Here is a 3,372-nt window from a genome sequence, read left to right on the forward strand (position 1 = left end):
CCGGCGCCATGTCGGCAGGCGGGACACCGGCAGGCGCCACGGCATCCGCCATCCCGGTGCGGGCGCGCCGGTGCGGCCTGCCCGATCGTTCGGGCGCGGCACCGTAGCCGACCAGCACGGCCTCGCGCTCCTCGGCCGGTTCGGCGGGAGCCGCGGCATCCGCCGGGCCGCTGCCCTCGGGCCCGGCCATCTCGGCGCCGGCCATCTCGGGCCCGGCCACCTCTGCGCCGGCCACGTCTGCGCCGGCCACCTCGAACGAGACGATCGGCTCTCCGACGTGCACGACCGTTCCCGGCTGCTGGTGCAGCTGGGTGACGACGCCGGCGAACGGCGACGGGAGTTCGACGACGGCCTTGGCGGTCTCGACGTCGGCGATGAGCTGGTTGAGTTCGACCGTGTCGCCCGGGGACACCCGCCAGGCCACGATCTCCGACTCGGTCAGCCCCTCGCCGAGGTCGGGGAGCCGGAACACCTTGATCATCGCCGACGCCCCAGCGCTCGGTCGACGCCGTCGAGGATCCGGTCGAGGTCGGGCAGGTGGTGGCTCTCCAGCTTCGCAGGCGGATAGGGAATGTCGAAGCCCGTGACCCGCACCGGTGCGGCCTCGAGGTACTCGAAGCAGCGCTCGGTGACGACGGCGGCGATCTCCCCGCCGAGCCCGCCGGAACGGGAGGCCTCGTGGGTGATGACGAGCCGCCCGGTCTTCCGCACGGATGCCTCGATCGTCTCGTAGTCCACCGGGGACAGCGAGCGCAGGTCGATGACCTCGACCGAGGCTCCCTCATCGGCGGCGGCGAGCGCGGCATCCTTCGCGGTGGCCACCAGGGCCCCGTAGCAGAGCAGGGTGACGTCGGTGCCGACGGCCACGACCCGGGCGCGCTCCATCGGGGCGCCGAGCTCGGGCGACACCTCTCCCTTGACGTGATAGCGGCGCTTGGGTTCGAAGTAGAGCACCGGGTCGTCCGAGGCGATGGCCTGCCGGATCAGCCCGTAGGCGTCCTGCGGGTCGGAGACCGCGATCACACGCAGGCCGGAGGTGTGGGTGAAGTAGGCCTCCGGGGACTCGGAGTGGTGCTCCGCGGCGCCGATTCCGCCGCCGAACGGGACCCGGATGGTGATCGGCATGCTCACCCGGCCCTGGGTGCGGTAGTGCAGTTTGGCCACCTGGCTGACGATCTGGTCGAAGCCGGGGAAGATGAAGCCGTCGAATTGGATCTCGCAGACCGGGCGGTAGCCGCGGTAGGCCAGGCCGACGGCGGTGCCGATGATCGCGGATTCGGCCAGCGGGGTGTCGATCACCCGGCGGGCGCCGAACTCGGCGAGCAGGTCGCTGGTCACCCGGAAGACGCCGCCGAGCAGGCCGATGTCCTCGCCGAGCAGCACGACCTTTGGATCGTCGAGCAGGGCCTGGCGGAGCCCCGCGTTGATCGCCTTGGCCATGGTCAGCGTGGTCGTGGCGGTGAGCGGCACGGGCGTGCGGAGCGGGACGCCCGGCAGGGTCTCCCCCTGGCGCGGGGTGGAGCCGCCCTGGCCCGCGGTCGTGCCCAGCAGTGCGGATGCCGCCGGCCTCATCATGGTCGTCATGGTCATCAGGCCTTCCCTCCGGTGGAATCGAAACTTGCGAGATAGTCGGCGTACTCGGCGCGCTGATGCTCGAGCGTGGCGTTCGGGGTGGCGAAGACGTGGTCGAAGACCGTGAGCGGCTCCGGATCCGGCAGGCCGATGCAGCCGGCCCGCAGTTCGGCGGCCGCGGCATCCGCGAGTCCCCTGGTCTGGTCGGCGAGCTCCGCGGTGAGCAGGCCGAGCGAGTCGAGCAGGCGCTCGAGGCGCAGGATCGGGTCCTTCGCCTTCCACTGCTCGAGCTCGGCCGCTGGCCGGTAGCGGGTGGGGTCGTCGGCCGTGGTGTGCGGGCCCATCCGGTAGGTGACCGCCTCGATGAAGGTGGGTCCGCCTCCGGTGCGGGCGCGGTGGAGCGCAACCCGGGTGGCCGCGAGCACGGCGAGCACGTCGTTTCCGTCGACCCGGATGCCGGGGATGCCGAAGCCGAGTGCCCGGTCGACCAGGTTGGCGCGGGACTGCAGGCCGACGGGTTCGGAGATCGCCCACTGGTTGTTCTGGCAGAAGAAGATCACCGGGGCCTGGAAGCTGGCGGCGAAGACGAGCGCCTCGCTCACGTCGCCCTCGCTCGTGGCGCCGTCCCCGAAGTAGGCCACCGCCACCGAGTCGGTGCCGTCGTTCCGGGCGCCGAGGGCCCAGCCGGTGGCGTGCAGGGTCTGGGCGCCGATGATGATCGCCGGCGTTGCCATCCCGACGGAGTACGGGTCCCAGCCGGATTGAGCGTTGCCGCGCCACACCCGCACGATGTCGGTCAGGCCGACCCCGCGGCACCAGGCCACCGCGTTCTCGCGGTAGCTGGTGAAGACGAAGTCGTCCGCCCGGAGCGCACGGGCGGAGCCGACCTGGGCGGCCTCCTGGCCGAGCAGCGGCGGCCAGAGGCCGAGCTCCCCCTGCCGTTGCAGCGCCGTGGCCTCGGTGTCGATCCGCCGCACCACGACCATGTCCTGGTAGAGGGCGACGAGGTCGGTCCCCGAGACATCGTCGAGCCAGGGATCGGCCGTTTCCGAAGCCACCCGCACACCGTCGGGTGACACGAGTTGTAAGAGATTGGCGGGGATGTCCCCCGGGAAAGTTTCTGACATGGTGAGCCGCTCCCAGCGTCGTTGCCGAAGTTGCCCCGAGCGTACGGTCATGCGGCACAGAGCACAACCATGCCGGTTGATATTGCGCATTTTGCTCTATTCAGGGGCCAATCCGCGTGCTAATCTCGTGCACTATGCACAGTCTGGACAGAGTCGACCTGCAGCTGCTCCGCGCCCTGTGCGTCGATCCGCGCAGCACCTTCGTCGCCCTCGCGCAGCAACTCCGGCTGTCCCGGAACACCGTGCAGGCACGGATGTCCCGGCTCGAGGAATCGAACGCGTTCCTCTCCTTCGACCGCCGGATCAACCCGGTCGCCCTCGGCTACCCGTTGACGGCCTTCATCGAGGTGCACGTGCAGCAGAAACGGCTCGCGCAGATCATCGCCGAGCTCACCCTCATCCCGGAGATCGTGCAGGCGCACGGGATGAGCGGTTCGACCGACCTGCTGGTGCGGGTGGTCTGCACGGATGCCGACGACCTGTTCCGGATCGACGGCACCATCCTCGCCTGCGACGGCGTCGAGCGCACCGAGACGTCGCTCGCCATGGGCGAGCTCATTCCGTTCCGGGTCACCCCGTTGCTCGAGCGCGCCGGGCGCGACTCCGGCGCCGACCGCGCCGAGGCGTAGCCGGCGCCCGGTCGCGTAGCCCGCGCCCGGTCGAGGCGGGGCTC

The 3,372-nt window shown here is 71.0% G+C and carries 4 protein-coding genes; 1 reads left to right on the plus strand and 3 read right to left on the minus strand.

Features of this window, described 5'->3' with window-relative positions:
- From E3T48_RS05000 to pdhA, 3 genes are all read right to left on the minus strand, one after another.
- The coding region (locus E3T48_RS05000) for a biotin/lipoyl-containing protein (RefSeq protein ID WP_338145220.1) at positions 1-481 on the minus strand (481 nt) is incomplete at its 3' end.
- Positions 478-1,440, minus strand: a complete 963-nt coding sequence (locus E3T48_RS05005) for an alpha-ketoacid dehydrogenase subunit beta (protein ID WP_134522734.1) — start codon at positions 1,438-1,440, stop codon at positions 478-480. The genes E3T48_RS05000 and E3T48_RS05005, both read right to left, overlap by 4 nt.
- Before the next feature lie 149 nt (positions 1,441-1,589).
- Complete coding sequence (gene pdhA, locus E3T48_RS05010) at positions 1,590-2,699, minus strand: pyruvate dehydrogenase (acetyl-transferring) E1 component subunit alpha (protein WP_134522732.1); 1,110 nt, start codon at positions 2,697-2,699, stop codon at positions 1,590-1,592.
- Between the two features lie 134 nt (positions 2,700-2,833).
- On the opposite strand from pdhA, the gene E3T48_RS05015 reads away from it, so the two are divergent.
- Positions 2,834-3,328: an Lrp/AsnC family transcriptional regulator gene (locus E3T48_RS05015; RefSeq protein ID WP_134522733.1), complete on the plus strand. Its 495-nt coding sequence runs from the start codon at positions 2,834-2,836 to the stop codon at positions 3,326-3,328.
- Positions 3,329-3,372 lie beyond the last annotated feature (44 nt).

This window comes from Cryobacterium fucosi (assembly GCF_004403515.1).
Classification (GTDB): Bacteria; Actinomycetota; Actinomycetes; order Actinomycetales; family Microbacteriaceae; genus Cryobacterium; species Cryobacterium fucosi.

Coding starts and splice junctions, on each gene's coding strand:
- E3T48_RS05005 (WP_134522734.1), bottom strand. CDS start 1,440: ATGGCCAAGGCGATCAACGCGGGGCTCCGCCAGGCCCTGCTCGACGAT.
- pdhA (WP_134522732.1), bottom strand. CDS start 2,699: ATGTCAGAAACTTTCCCGGGGGACATCCCCGCCAATCTCTTACAACTC.
- E3T48_RS05015 (WP_134522733.1), top strand. CDS start 2,834: ATGCACAGTCTGGACAGAGTCGACCTGCAGCTGCTCCGCGCCCTGTGC.